General features: G+C 65.4%; 17 protein-coding genes and 1 pseudogene. 7 read left to right on the top strand and 11 right to left on the bottom strand.

The window, feature by feature from the left end; all coding sequences use genetic code 11:
- Positions 1-162: 162 nt before the first annotated feature.
- A complete protein-coding gene (locus ACM1PE_RS09185) occupies positions 163-1725 on the bottom strand; it encodes a vWA domain-containing protein (RefSeq protein ID WP_419343050.1) in 1563 nt (520 codons plus the stop codon).
- A gap of 207 nt (positions 1726-1932) precedes the next feature.
- Between ACM1PE_RS09185 and rtcR the strand changes: the two genes are divergently transcribed.
- Positions 1933-3546, top strand: a complete 1614-nt coding sequence (gene rtcR, locus ACM1PE_RS09180) for an RNA repair transcriptional activator RtcR (protein ID WP_419343049.1) — start codon at positions 1933-1935, stop codon at positions 3544-3546.
- 70 nt (positions 3547-3616) lie between these two features.
- Here the strand turns inward: rtcR and speG are convergent, their stop codons facing one another.
- Positions 3617-4201, bottom strand: coding sequence for a spermidine N1-acetyltransferase (gene speG / locus ACM1PE_RS09175; protein ID WP_013393257.1), 585 nt, complete (start codon positions 4199-4201; stop codon positions 3617-3619).
- 57 nt (positions 4202-4258) lie between these two features.
- Positions 4259-5173: a LysR family transcriptional regulator gene (locus ACM1PE_RS09170; protein ID WP_251880631.1), complete on the bottom strand. Its 915-nt coding sequence runs from the start codon at positions 5171-5173 to the stop codon at positions 4259-4261.
- 193 nt (positions 5174-5366) lie between these two features.
- Here ACM1PE_RS09170 and ACM1PE_RS09165 point away from each other — a divergent pair, with 193 nt between their 5' ends.
- The 3 genes from ACM1PE_RS09165 (at position 5367) to ACM1PE_RS09155 (ending at position 8772) form a co-directional block, all read left to right on the top strand.
- Positions 5367-6668, top strand: a complete 1302-nt coding sequence (locus ACM1PE_RS09165) for an MFS transporter (protein ID WP_118933024.1) — start codon at positions 5367-5369, stop codon at positions 6666-6668.
- A 23-nt stretch (positions 6669-6691) separates the two neighbouring features.
- Positions 6692-8185: a M81 family metallopeptidase gene (locus ACM1PE_RS09160; RefSeq protein ID WP_280014784.1), complete on the top strand. Its 1494-nt coding sequence runs from the start codon at positions 6692-6694 to the stop codon at positions 8183-8185.
- 65 nt (positions 8186-8250) lie between these two features.
- Positions 8251-8772 carry a 2'-5' RNA ligase family protein gene (locus ACM1PE_RS09155; RefSeq protein WP_419343048.1) on the top strand — a complete coding sequence of 174 codons (522 nt, stop codon included), beginning with the start codon at positions 8251-8253 and terminating at the stop codon, positions 8770-8772.
- Between the two features lie 33 nt (positions 8773-8805).
- Here the strand turns inward: ACM1PE_RS09155 and ACM1PE_RS09150 are convergent, their stop codons facing one another.
- A complete protein-coding gene (locus tag ACM1PE_RS09150; RefSeq protein WP_059374277.1) occupies positions 8806-9510 on the bottom strand; it encodes a riboflavin synthase in 705 nt (234 codons plus the stop codon).
- Between the two features lie 90 nt (positions 9511-9600).
- Positions 9601-11037, bottom strand: coding sequence for an aldehyde dehydrogenase family protein (locus tag ACM1PE_RS09145; protein ID WP_187523986.1), 1437 nt, complete (start codon positions 11035-11037; stop codon positions 9601-9603).
- A gap of 245 nt (positions 11038-11282) precedes the next feature.
- On the opposite strand from ACM1PE_RS09145, the gene ACM1PE_RS09140 reads away from it, so the two are divergent.
- Positions 11283-12086, top strand: coding sequence for a FadR/GntR family transcriptional regulator (locus ACM1PE_RS09140; protein ID WP_054456557.1), 804 nt, complete (start codon positions 11283-11285; stop codon positions 12084-12086).
- An 18-nt stretch (positions 12087-12104) separates the two neighbouring features.
- Positions 12105-12890 carry a 3-oxoacyl-ACP reductase gene (locus ACM1PE_RS09135; protein ID WP_059374275.1) on the top strand — a complete coding sequence of 262 codons (786 nt, stop codon included), beginning with the start codon at positions 12105-12107 and terminating at the stop codon, positions 12888-12890.
- A 41-nt stretch (positions 12891-12931) separates the two neighbouring features.
- On the opposite strand, the gene ACM1PE_RS09130 is transcribed toward ACM1PE_RS09135, so the two are convergent.
- From ACM1PE_RS09130 to ACM1PE_RS09105, 6 genes and pseudogenes are all read right to left on the bottom strand, one after another.
- Positions 12932-13150, bottom strand: coding sequence for a hypothetical protein (locus tag ACM1PE_RS09130; RefSeq protein WP_059374274.1), 219 nt, complete (start codon positions 13148-13150; stop codon positions 12932-12934).
- A complete protein-coding gene (locus ACM1PE_RS09125) occupies positions 13147-13413 on the bottom strand; it encodes a hypothetical protein (protein ID WP_419343047.1) in 267 nt (88 codons plus the stop codon). Before ACM1PE_RS09125 ends, ACM1PE_RS09130 begins: the two co-directional genes overlap by 4 nt.
- Positions 13414-13615: 202 nt before the next feature.
- Entirely contained in the window at positions 13616-13756 is a 141-nt protein-coding gene (locus ACM1PE_RS09120) for a hypothetical protein (protein ID WP_419343877.1), read from the bottom strand.
- Between the two features lie 19 nt (positions 13757-13775).
- Positions 13776-13913: pseudogene (locus ACM1PE_RS09115) on the bottom strand (antibiotic synthesis protein MbtH); the annotation flags it as partial.
- Between the two features lie 127 nt (positions 13914-14040).
- Positions 14041-14289 (bottom strand): FecR/PupR family sigma factor regulator, encoded by a 249-nt coding sequence (locus ACM1PE_RS09110; protein ID WP_419343046.1) that lies wholly within the window; start codon positions 14287-14289, stop codon positions 14041-14043.
- A gap of 151 nt (positions 14290-14440) precedes the next feature.
- Positions 14441-14962, bottom strand: coding sequence for a sigma-70 family RNA polymerase sigma factor (locus tag ACM1PE_RS09105; RefSeq protein WP_059374271.1), 522 nt, complete (start codon positions 14960-14962; stop codon positions 14441-14443).
- Positions 14963-15506: 544 nt separating this feature from the next.
- Here ACM1PE_RS09105 and ACM1PE_RS09100 point away from each other — a divergent pair.
- The gene (locus ACM1PE_RS09100; protein ID WP_419343045.1) at positions 15507-16763 is read left to right on the top strand and encodes a tyrosine-type recombinase/integrase; all 1257 of its coding nucleotides are present in this window, start codon (positions 15507-15509) and stop codon (positions 16761-16763) included.
- Positions 16764-16915: the final 152 nt, after the last annotated feature.

Below are 16915 nucleotides of genomic sequence, written 5' to 3'. Positions count from 1 at the left end.
CGGAGGAACCTCCTCCGGAGCAAGACAATGCGCGACCAGATTGGCAAGACGTAGCCTGCTCCGGTTTCCCGGCCTGAGGATTTGAACCCCGTGGCATCCGATGTAGTCCTGCCGGCATTCGCGCGTAATCGGTACATCAATTTCCTGCGGCGGCCTGGCCGCCTACTGGACTCCCAGCGACACGGCCTCGATCTCGCCGATCCAGTGCTCGGCGCCCATCCGTCCTTCGGCGAAGCTTGCCACCATCTCGAACACGGCGTCGGAAAAACCGCCCACGTTCAGAATGTCGGAACGCTCCGCCGCCTGCGTGGTCGCCTGCGGCTGGATATCGATACACACCAGCCGCGCGCGCGGGTTGCGCTGTTTCAGCGCCTCCCACTGGCGCATGGTTTCGGTCGCTCCCTGGCGCCGCGCATCCATCCAGGACTCGTTGTCCGAGACCAGGATCACCAGGTCCACCTTGGCCCGTTCCCGGTTCAGGCAAGCCAGCGGCGCGCTGCAGCTGGTGCCGCCTCCGCCGACTTCAGCCAGCTTCTGGGCGTTGGTCATGACTGAATCGCGCGGGTTCAGCCGCACATCGACCACGTCGCACTCGAACGGCAGCACCCGGGCGCGGCCGTTCTTGCGCAGCACGGCGGCCGCCACCAAGGCCGCCACGTCGATGCAGCGCACCGCCGACGTCGCCGACCCGGCCCAGCCCGTTACCGCGGACTGCATCGACCCCGACACGTCGGGACACACGACCACACGACCGCTGAAGCGGGGCACGTTGGCGATCGCCAGCTCCATCGCGTCCTGCAGCGCATCCCGCACCACCTCCGGAACCGCCTCGCCCGTCGCCTTGAAGGCCGACATGAGCTGGTACGGCAACACCCGCGCCTGGGCCACGGCCTGCGGATCGCGCAGCTTGGCGGCAATGGCCTTCGCCATGCCCGGCAGTTCGAACACCCCGTGGCGCGCAAAGGTATTCAGGTTCTGGCGCACCATCTGCCAGGACCCGGCCCGCGCGACCTGGGCCCACTGCGCCGGCCCCATCTCGAGCGAGGTCAGCATCTGGAACGGCACGTCCGGCGGCACGCCCGTGGCATCGCGCTTGTAGCGCTCAAACGCCTGCGTCGCGGGCGGCAACGCGGCTTCGTCATAGGGCTTGCCGATCAGCCAGGCAAACCAGGCCGCGCGCCAGGCCTCGGCAGGCTTGGGATGCACCATCTTCACCACGTCGGCGAGCGACGGCGCATTGCCCACGGCCGCGTTCAGCAACTGTTTTTCCGTGGCTTGCAGCAACCAGCGCTGCACCAGCTTTTTCGGCCGAGTGCCCAGCGACTTGCGGCCCACGGCCCCGCTGCGCAGGATCTGCACGAAGTTGCGCAGCATCTTGCCGTTGTCCACCACCCGCGGGAACACCTGGGCCAGCAGGCTCAGGTCGCGCACGGCCAGGATTGCGGCCAGCAGCGCCGGCATGTCCTTCATGTAGCCGGATTCGCGGGCATGGATCGCCGTCTTGGCCACGAAGGCCGGATCTACGCTCGCGGCCAGTGCCAGCACGCGATCCAGCTGATCCTGCGCCTGGGCGTAGAACGTCTGGCGCAGGCAGCCGGTAACGGCAAGCTGGGCCAGTTGATGGCGCGGGCCGAATTCATAGGCCGGCGCCCGTTCCTGATTGGCGTCCAAGGCTGCCGGCAGCAGCGCGCCGCGCAGGGATTGGAAGAGTTGCGTGTTGACCATGGAGCGTTCTCCTTCTTGCATGCGATTCGTTGTCTATGCATCTCCTTATGCAAAGGGCGTGCCAACTTTGCCGGAACGGTCGGAAGTTTTTCTCAAGCCATTGATTCTTAACTATTAATTAATTTCCAAAACGGGCAGAAAGAAAATCTCATCTCATCGCCTCTAGGATTTATATAGAATATTAGCTAGTCATTTATCTAAAAAACTATGCAAAAGAAGAACGTCGTCATCGGCTTCCTCGGCACCCAGCTGGATGCCGGCCAGGGTGCAGGCCGCTGGGCGAAATGGCGGCCCACGGTATCGCTGGTCCAGCACGAAGACACGCTGATCCACCGGCTCGAGCTGTTCTATCCGACGCGCTACAAGGCGCTGGCCCAGGTGATGCAGCAGGACATCGCCAACCTGTCGCCCGACACCATCGTGAACCTGATCCCGATGGACTTCGCCGATCCCTGGGATTTTGGCGAAATGTACGCGGCGCTCTACGACTGGACGCGCGGCTATCGTTTCGATCCGGAGCGCGAGCAGTACTGGGCGCACATCACCACCGGCACGCACGTCGCGCAGATCTGCATGTTCCTGATGGTGGAGTCGCGCGCCATTCCTGGCGTGCTATTGCAGACCGCGCCGCCCAGGAAGCAGGCGAGCGAAGGTCCCGGCAAGTACACACTGATCGATCTGGACCTGTCGCGCTACGACGTGCTGGCCCGCCGCTTCAGCCAGGCGCGCGAGGACGCGCTGCAATTCCTCAAGAGCGGCATTGCCACGCGCAACAAGGCGTTCAATACGCTGATCGAAGAGATAGAACGGGTGGCGGTGCGCTCGCAGGCGCCCATCCTGCTGACCGGCCCCACCGGCGCGGGCAAGTCGCACCTGGCGCGCCGCATGTACGAATTGAAGAAGTCCCGTCACCAGGTCCAGGGCGAATTTGTCGAGGTCAATTGCGCCACGCTGCGCGGCGACGGCGCCGCCTCGACGCTGTTCGGCCACAAGAAAGGCGCTTTCACCGGCGCGGCCGCGGACCGGGCTGGCCTGCTGCGCACGGCCCACCAGGGCGTGCTGTTCCTGGACGAAATCGGCGAACTCGGCCTGGACGAGCAGGCCATGCTGCTCAAGGCCGTGGAAGAAAAGCGCTTCCTGCCCATGGGCAGCGACCGCGAGACCAGCAGCGACTTCCAGCTGATCGCCGGCACCCACCGCGACCTCCGCGTGGACGTGGCGCAGGGGCGCTTCCGCGAAGACCTGTATGCGCGCATCAACCTGTGGTCCTATGACCTGCCCGGACTGGCGCAGCGGCCCGAGGACATCGAGCCCAACGTCGACCACCTGCTCATGCGGTCCGCCGAGGAAACCGGCGCCGTGGTCCGGTTCAACGCCGAAGCGCGCACGCGCTACCTGAAGTTCGCCAGATCGTCCGAGGCCAAATGGATCGGCAACTTCCGCGACCTGTCGGCCAGTATCACGCGGCTGGCGACGCTGGCGGACGGCGGCCGGATCCCGCTGGAACTGGTGGAAGCCGAGATCCAGCGTCTGAACTGGCTATGGCAGCGCGGCGCGCCCGCGGACCGCGACGGCGACAGGACGCGCCTGGACGCGCTGCTGCCCGCCGACGCGGCCGATGGCCTCGACCTGTTCGATCGCCTGCAGCTCCAAGCCGTCATCGGCGTGTGCCGGCAATCGGACTCGCTGTCCGAGGCGGGACGCAAGCTGTACAACCGCTCGCGCGCGCAACGCACCGTGGTCAACGATGCTGACCGCCTGCGCAAATATCTGCTGAGATTCGGCTTGAACTGGGAAAGCGTTTCGGGCCGCGAAGGCTGAAGCCGCCCAGCCGGCAAGGAACAAGCGCCGGGCAACTCTGCCCGACGCTTTGCTGGCAACCATGCCCGCCTCAGCCCGCCTGCTCTTCCTGCGGCCAGTCGCGCAGCACCGGCGCATCCGGTGCGCCAGGCCCCACGTCGCGCAGATGGTCGTGCTGCAGCAGGGCCATGCGGTAGGCGTCGCGGTAGCCGCCGTTGGAAAAGAACTCTTCCTTCAACAGCCCTTCGATCTGGAAGCCGCAGCGCTCGTAGATGTGCACGGCGGCGGTGTTGTCCTTGTCCACCACCAGATAGACCTTGTGCAAGTTCAGCACGCGAAAGGCATAGCCCACCGCGATGCGCGTCGCCGCCTTGGCGTAGCCCCGGCCCTGATAGCTGGGCGCGATGATGATCTGGAATTCGGCGCGGCGGTGGATGTAGTCGATTTCCACCAGCTCGACCAGGCCGGCGGGCTGCCCGGTGTCGTGCTCGATGATGAAGCGCCGCTCGTTCTGGTCGTGCAAGTGGCGGTCATACAGGGCGACCAGTTCGTCGTAGGCCTCGTAGGGCTCTTCGAACCAATAACGCATGATGACGTCGTTATTGTTGATCTTGTGCACGAAGTGCAGGTCGCCACGCTCCAGGGGGCGTATTTTGATATCGGTTGTGACCGACATGGTGATACCTCCGAAAGTGCGCCCATTGTAAGCGGGCGCGGCCCGACGCGCTGGCGCTCAGCCGCCCGAGAACGCCGGCAGGCGTTGTTCGATGCGCCGCATGACCTCATTGGCGGCGGACGACAGCGGCCTTCCCAGCCGCAGGAGCGCCTGGCATTCGGGCGCGCTCAGGATGGGATGCGCGATCGGAATCGCCACCAGTTCGCCACTGGCCAGCTCATGATGCACGCCCAGGTTCGGCATCAGCGTCACGCCGGCCCCCGTCATTGCGTACTGCTTCAGTACGCGCAGCGAATTGGTGGTGAGGCTGGGCGTCAGGTGGATGCGCTCGGTGAATTCCAGCAGGTCCACCGCCTGGCGCAGCCCGTAGGGCGCGGACATCAGCGCGAAGGGATACGGCATGATGTCGGCGATGGTCAGCGGCCCTGGACGCGAGGCCAAGGCGTGGCCGCGGCCCGCCAGCAGGCAGACCGGATGCTTGCGGCTGGCGCGGCAGCGCAGCCGCGGGTCCACCGGCGGGTTGTAGGCCAGCCCGATGTGGGCCGCGTCCGAAGCCACCGCCTCGACCACCTCGTTGACCGAACCGACGTTGACGCTGATGTTGATCTGCGGATATTCGATGCAGAACGGTCCGACCACGTGCTCCATCAAGCCGTCGATGAAGCCTTCGCTGATCATCAGCTGCACGTTGCCACGCTGCATGCCGCGCAATTCCTGCAGGCGCGCGTTCAGGTGTTCCTGCTGGGCGCGGCAGCCGCGGTGGTACTCCAGCAGCATGTCGGCGGCCTCGGTGGGCGTCAGTCCGCGCGAGCGCCGCTCGAACAGTTGCACGCCCAGCTCCTTTTCCAGCAGCTGGATCTGCCGGCTGATGACCGAGGCCGCCGTATCCAGCTTGTCGGCCGCGCCCCGTATCGAGCCGCAGGCCATGACCTCGTTGAAGTACTTCAGGCGGACCTGGCTGATTTCCTGCATATCCCGCGTTCCTGGGGCGCTAGGCCGCGCCAGTTGAAAGTGATTCGAGTGTTGCCCATAGGGCAACGATAATTTATCACCCTGGTCATTGTTCGGAACGCCGCAGTCTTCCAATATGGCGGCCCGGAAGCCATGAGGATTCCGGCCCAACCCCAGCCACCGCGGGCGCCAGACCCGCGCGAGGAGACATGCAATGCCCCATCCGACCACGCCGGGCGCGGACCCGCGCCTGGCCCCGCTCTATCGCAAGATCACGTGGCGCCTGCTGCCCTTCTTGCTGCTCTGTTACGTCTTTGCCTACCTGGACCGCATCAACATCGGCTTCGCCAAGCTGCAGATGCAGCAGGACATCGGCATCTCCGACGCCGTCTACGGCCTGGGCGCCGGCATCTTCTTCCTGGGCTACGTCATCTTCGAAGTGCCCAGCAACCTGTTGCTGACCCGTATCGGCGCGCGCCGCACCATCAGCCGCATCATGGTGCTGTGGGGCCTGACCTCCGCCTCGATGCTGTTCGTGCAGGGCGAATGGAGCTTCTACATCCTGCGCTTCATGCTGGGCGTGTTCGAAGCCGGCTTCGCGCCCGGCATGATCTTCTACCTGACCTACTGGTATTCGCAGTCGCGCATGGCCGGCGTCATGGCGGTGGTGATGCTGGCCGGCCCCATCGGCGGCATCGTCGGCGGTCCGGTATCCGCCTGGATCATGACCGCGTTCTCGGGCGCGCACGGCCTGGACGGCTGGCAATGGATGTTCCTGCTGGAAGGCCTGCCCTGCGTGCTGCTGGGCGTGATCGCCTACCGCTACCTGGACGACAAGCCCGCCGAGGCCAAGTGGCTCAGCGCCGATGAAAAGGCGCTGCTGGCCGCCGACCTGGAAACCCGAGGCGCGCAGCAGAAGCATGCCTTCAAGCAGGTGCTGCGCGATCCCGCCATCTACCGCATGGCGTTGACGTACTTCTGCCTGATTTGCGGCATCTATGCCGTCAGCTTCTGGCTGCCCACGCTGCTCAAGCTGGCCGGCGTGCAGGACACTATGGAAATCGGCCTGTATTCCGCCGTTCCGTACATCGCGGCGGCCGCCTTCATGCTGTGGTTCGCGCGCAGCTCGGACCGCATGCAGGAACGGCGCTGGCACACCCTGGTGCCCGCCCTGCTGGCCGGCGTGTCGCTCTGCATCGCCACCGCCGCGCCGACGCAATTCGCGCTATCCCTGACGGCCATCACGCTCGCCACGGGCTTCATGTGGGCCTCGTACACGGTATTCTGGGCGATTCCTTCGCAGTACCTCAAAGGAGAGGCAGCAGCCGGCGGCATCGCCCTCATCAACAGCATCGGCCTGCTCGGCGGCTTCCTCAGCCCGTCCATCATCGGCTGGTCCAAGGAAGCCACCGGCACGCTGGCTGGCGGCCTGTACGTGATTTCCGCCTTGCTGGTGGCAGGCGCCCTGCTCCTGCTGGTGAACCGTCCGCCCCGTTCCGCGCCCGCCCGCGCCTGAAGTCCAACTCACAGGAAACGATCATGCATATTCTGGTTGCTGGCTTCCAGCACGAAACCAACACCTTCGCGCCGTCGCTCGCCGCCTACGACAACTTCGTGCGCGGCGAAGGCTTCCCCGCCATGGTGCGCGGCAAGGACATGCTGGCGCTGCGCGAGGTCAACATCCCCGCCGGCGGCTTCATCAACGCGATGACCGCCCAGGGCCACACCATGGAAACCGTGATCTGGGCCGGCGCCAGCCCGTCCGCGCACGTGACGCGCGACGCCTACGAACGGATCGCCGGCGAAATCCTGGACGCCGCCCGCAAGGGCGCCTATGACGCCGTCTATCTGGACCTGCACGGCGCCATGGTGGCCGAGCACCTCGATGACGGCGAAGGCGAACTGCTGGCGCGCATGCGCCAGATCGTCGGCCCGACGGTTCCGGTAGTCGCCAGCCTGGACCTGCACGCCAACGTGACCGCGCAGATGCTGCATGAAGCCGACGGCCTGGCCGCGTTCCGCACCTACCCGCACGTGGACATGGCGGATACCGGCGTGCACGCGGCGCGCCTGCTGTTGGCCCGCATCGCCGCCGGCGGCAACTGGCACCGCAGCGAGCGCCGCCTGCCCTTCCTGATTCCCATCAACGGCATGTGCACGATGCTGCAGCCCTCGCAAGGCGTGTACGAACTGCTGGAACGCCTGGAGCGGACGCCCGGCGTGACCTCCATCTCGTTCGCGCCGGGTTTTCCGGCGGCCGACTTCCCCGAGTGCGGCCCGGTGGTCTGGGCCTACGGCACCGATGCGGCAGCCGTCGAAAGCGTGACCGAAACCCTGTACCAGCGCGTGCTGGAACTGGAGCCGCAATGGTCGCCCGACTTCCTCGAACCGTCCGAGGCCGTGCGCCGTGCGCAGGCCCTGGCGGCGGGCGCGTCGCGCCCGGTGGTCATCGCCGACACGCAGGACAATCCGGGCGCGGGCGGCGACGCCAACACCACCGGCATGCTGCGTGCGCTGGTTCAGGCCGACGCCCAGAATGCGGCGCTGGGGCTGTTCTACGACCCCGAGGCGGTGCGCCAGGCCACGGCGGCCGGCGTCGGCGGCAAGGTCCGGCTGAGCCTGGGCGGCCAATCCGGCGTGGCAGGCGATTCGGCTTTCGAAGGCGAATTCGTGGTCGAAACCCTGTCGCCCGGCAAGCTGCGCTTTGACGGACCGATGATGAACGGCATGGACGTGGACCTGGAAGCCGTGGCCGGCCTGCGGATCGGCGGCGTGCGGGTGGTGGTCAGCGCCACCAAGTCGCAGATGCTGGACCGCAACCTGTTCCGCGTCGGCGGCGTGCAGCCCGAGGAGATGGCGATACTGGTGGTGAAGAGTTCCGTGCACTTCCGTGCGGACTTCCAGCCCATCGCCCACGAAGTGCTGGTGGCCAAGGCGCCCGGCCCGATGCAGGCCGACCCGGCCGACCTGCCCTGGACCCGGCTGCAGCCCGGCATCCGCGTGCGTCCGCAAGGCAAGCCGTTCTCTGACTGAGCCCCCCCACCCCGCCGCCAGCCGGCGGGGTTTGCTTTCGCGCGACGCAGTGGCAGACTGGAGGCATGAAAAAGCTCCACACGCTCGCCTATCCGCGCCTCAGCGCGCCGGACTTCGCGTTCATCGAGGAGTGCCGACGCCAGCATGACGGCCAGCATCCGCTGGTGCAAGCGCACTTCACCATGGCATTCGGCTGCGCGGGCATCGACGAACAGGCCTACCAGCAGCACCTCGAAGAAGTCGCCGGCCTGCTCGGCCCGATAGACTTCGTATGCCGCTACGCCATGCTGGGCGCCGACTCCGCGCACGCTTATGCGTACCTGGTTCCCGATGAAGGCCACAGCCAGCTGTCGCGCCTGCATGACGCCCTGTACCGCCAGGTGCTGGCGCCGACCTTGCGCCTGGACATTCCTTATGTGCCGCACATCACCATGGGGTCGTCCACCAATCGCGCACTGATGAAATCGCTGTGCGACGAACTCAACCGCAACGGACTCGAAATCCGCGGCACGGTCGACAGGTTGACGATGGCCGTCCTGGAAAATGGCGTGCTGACCGATCTGACTTCGGCCCGGCTTTCCGGCTGAGGGGCCAGGCGCGGCCTGCCCCGCCCCCGCTCACTACTTCAGCTTGCCCTGCGGACTGACGAAGTCTTCCAGCGTCAGGCCCTTTTCCTTCAGGATGGCTTCCAGCAGCGGCTGCAGCCTGCCCAGGCTTTCCTGCACGGTTTCGCGCACGGTATCGACCACCACCTGGGTGCTGCGTTCGATTTCGATATTGACGAAATCGCCCACCTGCTTGTCCTCGAACACCGTCATGCGGCGGGTTTCCGGAATCAGCCAGACCTCGAACCAGCCCTCGGCGCGATTGACTTCCGATACGGTCAGGCTGGCGCCGTTGATGGCGATATAGCCCTTGGCGAAGACATACTTGCGGAAAGCCTCGGGGATGCTGAAGCGCATCAGACGGTTGGTGTCGGATGACTTCACCATCACCACTTCAGAGGTGAAGTCCACGTGCCCGGACAAGGGATGGCCGCCGATCTCGGCGCCATCCTTGGCGGCCCGCTCGACGTTGGCGCGGTCGCCCTCCTGGTAGCTGCCCAGGGTGGTGATGGCCAGGCTTTGCAGCATGACGTCGAAAGTCGCCTGGTTCTCGGACAGGATTTCCGTGACGGTCAGGCAGACGCCATCGGTGGACACGCTGGCGCCGATGGCCAGGTCCACGCAAAAACCAGGGGGGAAATCCAGCGTGAAAGTGCGCAGGCCTTCGCGATCCGCGATCTTGGCGATCTTCGCGGTGCCTTGAACAATACCGGTGAACATACGGATCCTGAATGCGGGGCCGGGCCCCTGAAGCAAAACATCAACGTTAACCGATATTTTGCCAGGGGCCGGACTGCCCGCAAGCCAGGATCAGTGGCGGATGGCGATCGTCTTCAGGGTGGTGAAGCCGTACAGCGCTTCAAAGCCCTTCTCGCGGCCGTAGCCCGATTGGCGCGAACCGCCGAACGGCAGCTCCACGCCGCCGCCGGCGCCGTAATTGTTGATGAACACCTGACCGGCGCGCAGCTTGCGCGCCAGGCGCAGCTGGCGGCCGCCGTCGCGGGTCCAGACGCCGGCCACCAGGCCGTACAACGTGCCATTGGCGATTTCCAGCGCCTCTTCCTCGGTGTCGAACACCATGGCGGCCAGCACCGGACCGAAGACTTCTTCCTGCGCCAGGCGGCTGTTGGGCGGCACGTCGCGGAACAGTACGGGCGGCTGGTAGAAACCGGCCTCGGGCGTGCCTTCCTTCAACTTGCCGCGGGCGGCGACCTTCATGCCTTCGGCCTCGGCTTCAGCCAGGAAGCCGCGCACGCGGTCCTGCTGGCGCGCGTTGATCAGCGGACCCACGTCCAGGTCGGCCGCGGCTGGACCGGTGACGGTGGCCGAAAACGCGTCGGACAGGCGTTTGAGCACCGTTTCGTACACGCCGCGCTGGATCAGCACGCGGCTGCCGGCCGAGCAGGTCTGGCCCGCGTTCTGGATGATGGCCGCCAGCAGCACCGGCATGGCGGCGTCCAGGTCGGCGTCGTCGAACACGATCTGGGGCGACTTGCCGCCCAGTTCCAGCGTGACCGGCACATGGTTCTCGGCGGCGGCATGCGCCACCATCTTGCCCGTCTGCGGCGAACCGGTGAAAGAGATATGGTCGATGCCCGGGTGGGCGGACAGCGCCGCGCCGGCTTCATGGCCATAACCCGTGCAGATGTTCAGCGCGCCGGCCGGCAGGCCGACTTCGGCGGCGATCTCCGCCAGCTTCAGGAGCGACAGGCAGGCGTCTTCCGCCGGCTTGACCACGCAGGCGTTGCCGGCGGCCAGAGCCGCGCCCACGCTGCGGCCGAAGATCTGCAGCGGGTAGTTCCAGGGCACGATGTGGCCGGTGACGCCGTGCGCTTCGCGCACCGTCAGCACGGTGAAGCCCGGGGTGTAGGGAATGGTCTCGCCATGCAGCTTGTCGACCGCGCCGGCATAGAACTCGAAGTAGCGCGCCACGGCGGCGGCATCGGCGCGCGCCTGCTTGATGGGCTTGCCGGTGTCGGCCGATTCCAACTGTGCCAGTTCTTCCTGGCGGTCCAGCAGCGCGAAGGCGATGCGCATCAGCAGGCGGCTGCGCGCGGCGGGCGCCATCTGGCCCCACTCCCCTTCGAAAGCCTCGCGCGCCGCGGTCACCGCGCGATCCACGTCCGCGGCGCCCGAGCGCGCGATCGCCTCGAAGGGCTTGCCATCGGACGGGTTCAGGACGGGAATGGTTTCACCGGTGGCGGCTGCCACCCATTGGTTGGCGATAAAGTTCTTCTGAGTCACGATGTGCGGAGTAAAGTAGCGGCCGGACGGCCGGTTGCGGGGATATGGCGTCGCGCGCGGATTGCGTTTTGGTTTCGGGTCAAGGTACGGGAGCGGCCCGCAACTTGTCAATTGAATTGACAGCTTTTGTCCCAAGAGTCAGGATATTTCCTGGTCACCTCGGGTAATCCCTAATAATTCAGCGGCTTAACGCCACCCCGGATTTGTCATGGTGACTGACAAGCCCGGCAATGCATGTAGGAATGACGATGAGCAATGTGCGGGATCCACAGCTGGAATCGCTGCTGCAAGCCGTGGACCGCCCCCGGCCGGAATTGGACGTGCTGGCGGAAGTGGCCTCGGGCCTGGGCTACGTGCGCGCCGAGCGCTTTGCGGAGCGCGTCTACGAAAGCCTGTTCTATGCCATTGCCACCGGCAAGATCGCGCCCGGCAACAAGCTGCCAACGGAACTGGAGCTGGCCGCACTGTTCGAGGTATCGCGGCCAGTGGTCAGGCAGGCGCTGGATCGGCTGCGCGAAGACCAGCTGGTGGACTCCATCCGCGGCTCGGGCACCTACGTGCGCGCAAAGCCCGACCTGATGGGCGGCATGCCCGCGGTGGACCCGGCGCGCCGCGTTGGCCACATCCTGGAAGGCCTGGAACTGCGCATGGTGATCGAGCCCGAATGCGCCTACCTGGCCGCCTTGCGCCGCACCGACGAAGACCTGCGCGAAATGGACCGCATGCTGACCGGCTACGAAGAAGCCGACGCTTCCGGCGCCATCGCCCACCATCACGATTACGGATTCCACCGCGCCATCGCCGCGGCCACCAGCAACCAGCGCTTCGTGCAGGTGCTGAAGTCCCTGGAGTACGACGTCAGCCACGCCGTGAACGTCATGCGCCACCTGGTCCACAGCGAACCCTGGAAGCGCACCCGCGCCGCCATCGAGGAACACCGCCACATTTACCGGCTGATCCAGGAACAGGACGCCGAAGGCGCACGCAACGTCATGCGCGCCCATATTGAAAAAGCCCGCAGCCGCATGCTGAACAGCGGCTCGGAACACTGAGCAGGAAGCCTTAACGACATGTCATCGCAGCAACGCCCCTCCCTGGACCTGAACCAGCAACTCGTCGTCGTCACCGGCGCCAGCCGCGGCCTGGGCGCCGCCATCGCCCGCGCCTTCCTGCGCGAAGGCGCCAAGGTCGTCGTCAACTATCTGAACAGCGCCGAACGCGCGCAGGCGCTGGCCGCCAGCGCGCCGGACCGCGCCATCGCGCTGCAGGCCGACGTGCGCGACCCGGCCGCCGTCGCCGCCATGTTCGCGCAGGCCGCCAAGCATTTCGGCCAGCCCGTTGCCACGGTCGTCAACAACGCCCTGCCGGCCTTCCAGTTCAACGGCGACGCCCGTCCGCATGCCGGCGCGCTGGACTGGACGCAGATGAACGCGCAGCTGGAAGGCAGCGTGCGCGCCGCGCTCAACACCACGCAGGCAGCCCTGCCCGGCATGCGGACAGCTGGCGGCGGACGCATCATCAACGTCGGCACCAACCTGGTCCAGAACCCGGTGGTGCCATACCACGACTACACCGCGGCCAAGGCCGCGCTGCTGGCTTTCACCCGCACCTTGTCGCATGAATTGGGGGCCGATGGCATTACCGTCAATATGGTTTCGGGCGGCTTGCTGCGCACCACCGACGCCTCGGCGGCCACGCCGGACGCGGTCTTCGACATGATTGCCGCGGGCACGCCGCTGCGCGAAGTCACCACGCCCGAGCAATTCGCCGACGCCGTGCTGTTCTTCGCCAGCCCCTGGTCGCGCGCGGTGACCGGACAGAACCTGATCGTCGACGGCGGGCTGGTAAAAGGCTGATGCAAGACGCGACGGCCTGACGCGCCATGGGCCGGCAAACCCTAGGCCTGCAGCCGTCGCGCGCTGATTTCCACTGCGGCGTACTTGATGCCCTTGAGCGCGGCATCCTCGCTCACGAAGGCGGAATCGCCCACGCCTATCCGCGTCCATTCGCGGCCTGGCGCGGTGCGTACCCAGGCTTCGTAGCCTTGCTGCGCCGCCAGCGGCCTGAGTTCATATTCGAGCTGATGCCCGTTGAGCCTGATCACTCCGGTTTTCATTGTTTTCTCTCCGCGCCCGAGCGCTTTCCCGCGAGGCCGCAGGCGCGCATCAGGATGAGCCCAGGCCCCGCCGCGGGCGCTCCCCGGCAGTCCTGGGCCCGCACCACTTCGGACACGCGCTGCCCGTCCGCCATCCATTGGCGGGCAACGCTGACGATATCGGTGAACTCGGGCTGCGGCCCGTCCAGCAGCCAGCCGACGATGGGGATGCCGGGAACTCCGGCCACGCCAGGAGGAACCTGATCCAAATCAAGGGGCTTCATACTCCTCTCCGTTCAGGAAACTGTAGGGAGCGTAGACGCCGCGTCAATTCTCAGGCATTAGAAAACCGCAAAAAATAGAACATTTTGTGTACTTCCCCGCCCGCGGCCTGGAGCGAGCCATCCCAGGCTGCGCCATCCACTCAGGGTGGAAATAAAAATTCACACATAAACTATCTGGGCAACGCCGGCGAACGACAGCCTCTCATTGCACGGCAACCAGCTCGGCGGGCGCCAACTTCGCCAGATCCCCTCCAACCGATGTCTCGATCGCCGTGATCTGACCGTTCTCCATCCGTATCAGGCGGTCGGCCAGATGGAAATAGCGCTCGTCGTGGCTTGCCATGCCATGGCCGGCCTTGCATCGCCGCAGATTGTTCGTCCATCCACCTGCGCGGCGACAGCGGCCGCATGTCGGTCCAAGTCTTCTCGACATAATCGAGAACGGTTTTCTTGTCTCCCTTGACGCCGTCGACAGCGCGCCAGCCGCCGGTCAAGCAGCGCGCGAACATGTGCAAGCGCATCCTTGCGGATGCGGCGCTGATCGAGCGTGCAGGGGGAAGGAGATGCAAACCGCGCACAGCGGCATGGCGTCGATGGCTGCAAACGTGGCGAGAACAAGCCTGAAAACTAGGCCTTGCCGCCGCGCTCCTCGGCGCCGGGGATATTGATATCGTTCGCGGGAGGAACCAAGCCCACCATCAACCACAGGCGGCCGGCCTTGTCGTAGGCCTGACGATGGGCCGCATCGACGGCAAGCCATTGCACCAACTCGGCTTCAGCGTTTGCGTCGAAGCTATCGTGCTCGTGCTGGCGCAGCACCCAGGACCAGGCAGCATCCCAGACCGGGTCTTGCTTCGAATCGATGTCATCGCCCATTGGCTACCGTCGGGCCTGAATGGCTAGTCGGCGCTATGGTATAGGAAAAGGCTATCCACGATAACTTCTTTGGGCGGCGGCATACCGTCCGAACCGCATGCTTGCGCCAACCAAGCCCAAGGCGCAACTGCGCAGCCCGATGCCTGCGGACTCAGACCTCCAACAAATCGCGGCAGCTGGCGACGGCCTCAGTGGCATCCCGGAGCATAAAGTTCACAAGCGTGGCCGAGCAGCCCATTTGCCGCGCCACCTCACGTTGCGTCAAACCGCCGAGCCTATAGAGTTCGAAGGCGCGCCGCGTCCTGGGCGGCAAGGTGCCGAGGATCTGGTCGATGGCATCGATCACCTGCCGCTCCTGGAAGCGACGCTCCGGCACGCAGCCGCCAGCGACCTGCGGCAATTCCCCATCGTCCGTATAGATGCGATACGTGGATTCGACGGCCTGACGGCGGCAATGGTCCAACGCCAGATTACGGACCACCTGGCAGCAGTAACCAAAAGGTTCGCTGACGTCGCGCGCGCATGACCCTTCAATGAGCTTCAGGTAGGCGTCTTGCGTCACTTCATCCGCGATCTCCGGCGTGCCGACGATTCTTTGCGCGATGCGACGCAGCTGCGCCCGATGTGCAATGAAAACGTCTCCAAGCCCCGCTCCCTGCGAACCCATGGACATCGAAGTGCCTCCGCGCACAGATCTATGGTGACTTGAAATAACTCAATCTATTGAGAAAAATTATTATTAATGGAAGATCGAATATCTAACGCCGCGCCCCCTTTGTTCGCCCAACCCGGCTCTTTTTATAGGGCCTCAAGCTAGCTACTGCATGGCGCCCTGCAAGCCTGAGAGTCAGCTTCAGCGCGGACAGGCCGCCGGCCCGGGCGGCGCAGCCACGGTATCATCTGCGTCTGTCCCCGGCGACCGCCGACCACGCCCCGGATGCATGGCCAGAAGATCAACTGGAACCGGGATCGTGGCGGGCGACGCCGCCGCAAGCCGCATGAATGAACGGTCTACGAAAATCATGAAATTAGCCACCTGCAAGCCCCATGCAGGTGCACCTTTGTTTCCTGCCATGCACCCACCTCCCCGCCAGCCCGCATAAACGCGGGCTGTTTTGTTTCCGGGTGTTCCGTGTAGTACTTTGCTGGCGACAGTTCAATGAGTAGCTAGATGAGTAGCCAGGACCGCTAGCTACTCATTTCACAGGGAGAACACGGTGGCAAAGCGGGGGAAGAATCTGCTGGACGATATCCAGCTGCGGCGCTGGGTTAGCGCTGGCGAGAAGCTGGCGCGCAGCGACGGCGACGGCCTCACATTCACTCTGTCGGCGGCCGGCACCGCTGCCTGGGTACTGCGGTATCGCCAGGGCGGCCCGCAGAAGGAAGTCACCATAGGAAACTACCCGGATATTTCCCTGGCGGCAGCGCGCAAGGCCGCCAGGGATTTTCGGGCCGCCATCGATCGCGGCGCTGACCCCGCGCTGGAGAAGCAGCGGGGCAAGGCGCGGGCGACGAAGGTGTCCAACGTCCGCACACTAGTCGACGACTTCCGCAGCAAGAAGCTGGCCGGCCTGGCCGCCGACACTATCACCTACCGAAACTGGGATCTGGACAAGGTCATCATCCCAAAGCTGGGCCCCATTCCTGTCGACCAAGTGCAACCCTCCGACGTTGTTTATATGCTGACTTCGGCCAAACGCACGTGGACGATCAGCAAGCGGATCCTCACGACGGCCAAGCAACTTTTCGCCCACGCTTGTGGCCTACGCCTCATCGACACAAACCCCGCCGCAGGCGTGGACCTGGTGTCCCTCATGGGCCCACGCCCGCCAGTGAAACGCCGGGTGATGCTGACTGAGGCCGATCTACGTGGCCTGCTGACCAGCATCGAGGATATCGGCACCGAGAACGCACTGGCGCTGCGCATCCTGCTGGCCACCTGCGTGCGGTCGGTGGAACTGGCCAAGGCGCGATGGGAATATGTCGACCTCGAGCGCGGCACGTGGTGGGTGCCAGAGGAAAACGTCAAGGTCCGCCGCGGCTTCACCGTGCCGCTCACGCCGACCGTGGCCGGTTGGTTCCGGCAGTTGCAGGCCCTGGCCGGCACGTCGGAATGGGTTCTGCCCGCGCGCCACGAGCGGCGCCGGCGCAACCAGGGCGGCGACACGCACGTCGGAAGCACCACCCTATGGGCAGCATTGCGGCGCGCCTTCGACCGCGGCGACCTGGATATCCGCCGATTCACCCCGCACGACACCCGCAGCACGGCCAAGGGCCATATGCGCAACCTGGGCGTCACCAATGAGATCTCCGAGCTTGCCCTGAACCACAAGCTAAAGGGCATGGAGGCCATTTACGACGTGCGCGACGACATCCCGGAGCGCCGGGCCGCGCTCGAGCTCTGGGCAGCCTACCTGGAAAGCTGCGCCGCCGGCACCGAGTGGAACGTCACCCCGCTGCGCGCCGCGTCCTGATCCTATACTGGCCCTTCCGATGGGAGGGACCATGTGCAGCCACTATCAGACCCTGAAGGATGCCGAACTGTACGACTGATACACTCCTGGCGCCCATGTGCGTCCTTGGCCGGCGGCATATGGGCACTCGCCCCAACTCCCTCACGAGTTGG

It is taken from the genome of Achromobacter sp. PD1 (assembly GCF_048541815.1).
Classification (GTDB): domain Bacteria; phylum Pseudomonadota; class Gammaproteobacteria; order Burkholderiales; family Burkholderiaceae_B; genus Achromobacter; species Achromobacter bronchisepticus_A.
Note: the sequence above shows the minus strand (reverse complement) of the source record. Positions and strands in the feature narration are given on the sequence as shown.